Annotated in this window: 9 protein-coding genes; 1 reads left to right on the top strand and 8 read right to left on the bottom strand. The window is 29.4% G+C overall.

Features of this window, described 5'->3' with window-relative positions; all coding sequences use genetic code 11:
- Positions 1 to 480 (top strand): LamG-like jellyroll fold domain-containing protein (locus B3J44_RS07280; RefSeq protein WP_349678289.1); only part of this gene is annotated, 480 nt, incomplete at its 5' end.
- A gap of 100 nt (positions 481 to 580) precedes the next feature.
- Here B3J44_RS07280 and B3J44_RS07275 read toward each other — a convergent pair.
- The 8 genes from B3J44_RS07275 to B3J44_RS07240 form a co-directional block, all read right to left on the bottom strand.
- Complete coding sequence (locus tag B3J44_RS07275) at positions 581 to 1,144, bottom strand: hypothetical protein (RefSeq protein WP_286967440.1); 564 nt, start codon at positions 1,142 to 1,144, stop codon at positions 581 to 583.
- Complete coding sequence (locus B3J44_RS07270) at positions 1,092 to 1,301, bottom strand: hypothetical protein (RefSeq protein ID WP_286967438.1); 210 nt, start codon at positions 1,299 to 1,301, stop codon at positions 1,092 to 1,094. The genes B3J44_RS07275 and B3J44_RS07270 overlap by 53 nt, the downstream gene beginning before the upstream one ends.
- Before the next feature lie 111 nt (positions 1,302 to 1,412).
- The gene (locus B3J44_RS07265) at positions 1,413 to 1,814 is read right to left on the bottom strand and encodes a hypothetical protein (RefSeq protein WP_286967436.1); all 402 of its coding nucleotides are present in this window, start codon (positions 1,812 to 1,814) and stop codon (positions 1,413 to 1,415) included.
- The gene (locus tag B3J44_RS07260) at positions 1,811 to 2,113 is read right to left on the bottom strand and encodes a hypothetical protein (RefSeq protein ID WP_286967434.1); all 303 of its coding nucleotides are present in this window, start codon (positions 2,111 to 2,113) and stop codon (positions 1,811 to 1,813) included. Before B3J44_RS07260 ends, B3J44_RS07265 begins: the two co-directional genes overlap by 4 nt.
- A gap of 33 nt (positions 2,114 to 2,146) precedes the next feature.
- Positions 2,147 to 2,644: a hypothetical protein gene (locus B3J44_RS07255; RefSeq protein ID WP_286967432.1), complete on the bottom strand. Its 498-nt coding sequence runs from the start codon at positions 2,642 to 2,644 to the stop codon at positions 2,147 to 2,149.
- 127 nt (positions 2,645 to 2,771) lie between these two features.
- Positions 2,772 to 3,467 carry a hypothetical protein gene (locus B3J44_RS07250; protein ID WP_286967430.1) on the bottom strand — a complete coding sequence of 232 codons (696 nt, stop codon included), beginning with the start codon at positions 3,465 to 3,467 and terminating at the stop codon, positions 2,772 to 2,774.
- Positions 3,468 to 3,510: 43 nt separating this feature from the next.
- Positions 3,511 to 4,056: a hypothetical protein gene (locus B3J44_RS07245; RefSeq protein WP_198857173.1), complete on the bottom strand. Its 546-nt coding sequence runs from the start codon at positions 4,054 to 4,056 to the stop codon at positions 3,511 to 3,513.
- A 2-nt stretch (positions 4,057 to 4,058) separates the two neighbouring features.
- Positions 4,059 to 4,528: hypothetical protein (locus B3J44_RS07240; RefSeq protein WP_286967428.1), on the bottom strand; the 470-nt coding region annotated here is incomplete at its 5' end.

Below are 4,528 nucleotides of genomic sequence, written 5' to 3'. Positions count from 1 at the left end.
GCAAAAGAAACTTGGTATTTTTATAGTATTACATATGATGGAAATGTTTCGAAAATTTACCGAAACGGTGAGCTATTAAAATCTGTTGACGGAATTCAACGCTCGGCAAAAGGATATATTTTGAATCTTGGGAGATTAAATACCTCAACAAGCATTAATGCAGATATTGATGATTTAAGATTGTATAGTGTTGCCATGACAGACGAACAGGTTTTGGAAGCCTATAATAGTTCTAAAGCTTCTGCAGCGACGGCTCCTGTAACCGAAACAATGCCAGTTTCAATTGCTGCAAAAAAGACTGGTAGTGCTTCTGCAAAAACTACGTCTCCTGTTGCTGTTTCATCTGTAGACAATAGAGGTGGGAAGAATATTGAGGTTTTTTCTCAGGGAAGAAAAATAATGGATTCAAACGGCTCAAATATCACTGATTTACCCGAAGGAACCTATTTGATTAAAGTTACTAATGGTTCTAAAAAATAATCATCACGTTTGCATAATATCCTTGTTATAGTTAATGAAGTACCTTCATTTTCATTTTGAGAATTTCGCTATTGAAAAAACAGAAGCAAGAGTGAAAAAATTAATTTTTACTTTTTTTTAGCACAGAGATCATACATGGAATTATAAGTAAAATCAGTATGTAAATAATTATGCCATTAACATAAATTGTAGGTTGTAGTTTATTTGTATCTCGTAATATAGTTTTGTTTGCATTTTTGCAATACCACACTTTTAAATATTGCCCTTTTTTATCTAATAGGGTATTTTCCATTAAATAAGAAGTAGAATAGTATATATTTTCATTTATTTTTTGTTTTTCTAAAACACCATAATACCAAGAATTAGATCCGCTAGAATTGGAAGAATTATTATTCTCTATCTTATAAATGTATAATTTATCTTTTTCATAATATTTGGCTGGATCCAAATTATAATATATTAATTTGAGATCCCTGAAATTATGTGTTAATTCAGAAATTAATGCACCAATAGCAAAGACTAATGTAATGTAGGCTAACAGTTTTCTCATTAATGCTAAGTTAAAATTATTTTCATATAAAAAAACCTTCTGAAATTCAGAAGGTCTGTTTTTATCTCTTTTTCTGCTGTCCTGGAGCATAAGCTTTGGCACTTTTATCTCCATTCATTTTTTTGGCTTGTCCTGGTGGTATTTTTTTGCCAGATGGCGCAGGTGTATAAGTTTGAGTATGTGTATGCGTACTGCAGCTAATTACACTCAATACTAAGAACAAAAGAACGAGTGCTACGACGGCAATTCGGGTAATTTTTGATGTTTGCATTTTTAGTTTTAATTTAAATTTGAGGTGTTGCAAATATAATCGAAATGTGATTTTTTAAGCTATTTAAGTTTAGTTTAAAATGAGTTCAAATAAAAATGCATAAGACGTTTTCTATTTTTCGTAAACACCATAAATAAAAATGCTTTCAGGGCCATAACTTCCATGAGTGCAGTAAATAACAATTAGATCATCGTTTTCTGAAATTTCAAATTGCCTCAAATTTTGAGTTTCTGTAAAAGCATAATAAACACCATCTTTTTCTTTTATTTGAAAATTGTATTTTGAAGATAATAATTCGAGCTCTTCTTTAGTATAGAATTTTAAGCTAGATAATACCTTCACATTTTCCTGAATAAGGTAAATTCTTTTATTATTTAATTCGACATACGAATTACTCCAAATAGCATAATCATCAGAACTAAACCAGTCATTATATTGATTGATGACTTTATGCAATTTTAAACCGTCAAAAAAAAGATATTTGAAGGTTTCTAATTCGGTTTTAAAATTCATTGTGCTATGATGAGGTATTTTATAATTTTTTCGAATGTAAACGACTCTTCTTCCCATTCAAAAGTCTTTACTAGAAATCCGATTTTTTCTAATTTATCAAGATCATCAATTCCAAAGCCGTCCCAGGCAGTTGGAATATCATATTTTTCAGGAAGAGATACCTCGTTCATTTTAAGCGTATGACTTGGAAGAAAATAAGCCCATTCAGAAAAATATACTATTTCTTTTGTTCCTAACTCCTCACTTGCTTTTTTCAAAGTTTGTTTAAATTGTTCTAATTCAATATCATTTAGCGCCATTATAATTCTGTGTTTGTTAAGATACAATTTAAATCAAAGAGTATCAGGATTTATAAAGCACCAATTTTTATTGAAAGGAAGTTTTTTAAGCTTTATCATATCGTTCCAACTAAAAGCATAATCCCATTCGAACCAAAAATATTCGTCTTGATTTAGTTTTAAATATTCATAAGCAAAATGGAAAATCAATTCTGTATTGCTGTCTCTTACTTTTTCAATATAAGCAAGACTGCATAATCTTTTATTAGGCACTAAATAATCGAGATCTTTGTCTAATCCGAGTTCGATATCTTCTTCATTAACACCTTGAATATTAAATATAAATTGATTTTCATTGACCTTCGAGGTTGAAACTTTATCATCAATTATGCCTACAGAGGTGTGTTTTAGTTTTCCATCAGGAAAAAACATCTTTACATTACCAAAATTGAACATTGCATTTATGGTATAGCACACTTTTGCTGCGTCCATAAAAACTTTTTCAGGATCATGTTTCTGCCAATCTTTAATTATATGCGCATATATTCCCATTATTTGATTTTTTAGCCAACAATACCAAACTCAATATCTTCTATTAATGACGTCCACAATCCGTCTTTTTTTAATAATTCTTCATCTATTTTCAGTAATGAAATGAAATGTTATCGTGTCTAATATATCAGTCATTTTTGAAATAGGTACTAATAGATTTATCCTCTTTTTTTTGAATCAGTTCCATTTGCAATTGATTGGATTGGTATTCTTGTCCTCTGTAAATCCATCTAAAGATATTAGGATAAAGAGATTCATTCACAATATTTCTTTTCATAATAATTTCCTCTTCTTTTAAATCATAAACAAAACAGTTGTTGGAAAAAGCCTCAATAATTTGAATTTGAGTAGCATTAATCAAAAAAGCCCATTCGATACTTATATCTTCTTTAAACTTTATTTTTTTACTTTCTAAAGTGCTAAGATCAGTCAAAACCAAACTTCTTTTATTGATTAATAAATGACTTTCTGGGTAAAAGAAACTTCCGACCAAACTGTCCTGAAATGTGTTTCTGTTTTCTCTAAAATATACTTTTAAGTTAGTTTTAGTAAGGTCCAAAGTATTCAATAAAAGAAAATCGTTGTTTGGAATAAATGCAAAATTTTTTGTAGGATGTTCTGTTTCAATTTTTTTATTGAAGACACATTGAATTATATCTGATGAAAACAACTCTTTGGTTTTATCTATTCCATCAATCAGTAAAGCATAATAGACAAGTTCCTGACCTCTATTAGGTTCTTCCCAGCCTTTAAAAACAAATTCAATTTTTTTGTTTTCTCTTTTGAAGTCGTTTAAACTAGTAATCTTTGTGAGCTGCATCATGATTTAATTCTAAAAAAGGTCAATTGAAATTTTAATGAAAAAATTATTGGTCATTTTCTGCTTCCCATCTGCCCAATCGTTTTCTCTTTTCAATTTGATGCAATGCTAATGCTTTTATTTCTTCGTCTTCAGATTGCGAAATAGTTTCTAATGCTTCAATATTGTATGGCTCAGGTTGCGCACCAATAGCGTATATGATTTTACGGATATAAGGATATTTAAGAGCCTCGTCATATTTATAAAACTCAGGAAGCGAAGAAAAGGCTTGCATTAAAATTTTGATATTCTCTTTATCGTCATAAAAAGTATCCTGAAAAGAACTAATTATGAATTCATGATCATGATGCCAATTCTCTAATAAAAAGAATTGCAATAATTTCATAAATTCATTATCAGACATAGAAATTGGAAATCTCCATAATATTGCATTAAATCGATTATTGAATACAGAATCTGTTTTTGATTCCAGAAGTAACTGTTTCATCTCTTCAAAATTTGCTCTGTAAGGAAAAATGAGAAACAATTCTTCTCTCCTTATTCTGAAGTTTTTATGTAAAATTTCCCAATCTTTTTCTAATACTTTTATCATTTTTAGTTACTTGCTTTAATTTTAGAAACTATTTCATCTGTCAGTAATGGCGATTCCCAAATGCCAAGAATGTAGGTGATATCTTCTCCCAACATATCTTCTCCCGCGCCTCTAGGTTGACAGTCAAATTGCCAACGAAGGAATTCAATCTTTAAATATTCTTTTCCGTCTAATTCCATTAAAGTGATATAGCCAGGGCAGTCATACAGTTTATGAATTTTTAAAACGCTTTTATAATATCCTTTTAAATTATCGTCTTCTTCAATTTCGAATCCGTATGTTTTTGATAAAAACAATAATTCATCTAAAGTAAAATCTTCATCAGAAGCTCCACATGATTTAGCAACTAAATTTTTTGTAGAGGTCTTTTTTTCAGAATATTCTACATCTAATAATTTTATAGAAGGTCTTACTAATTCTGTTTTGATTGAACTTATTCCTTCAGTATCGTCGGCGAAATTTACAGATTGTA

The organism is Flavobacterium sp. UBA4854 (assembly GCF_002399805.1).
In the GTDB taxonomy this organism is placed as follows: Bacteria; Bacteroidota; Bacteroidia; order Flavobacteriales; family Flavobacteriaceae; genus Flavobacterium; species Flavobacterium ginsengisoli.
This window is presented reverse-complemented; position numbering and strand designations above follow the sequence as displayed.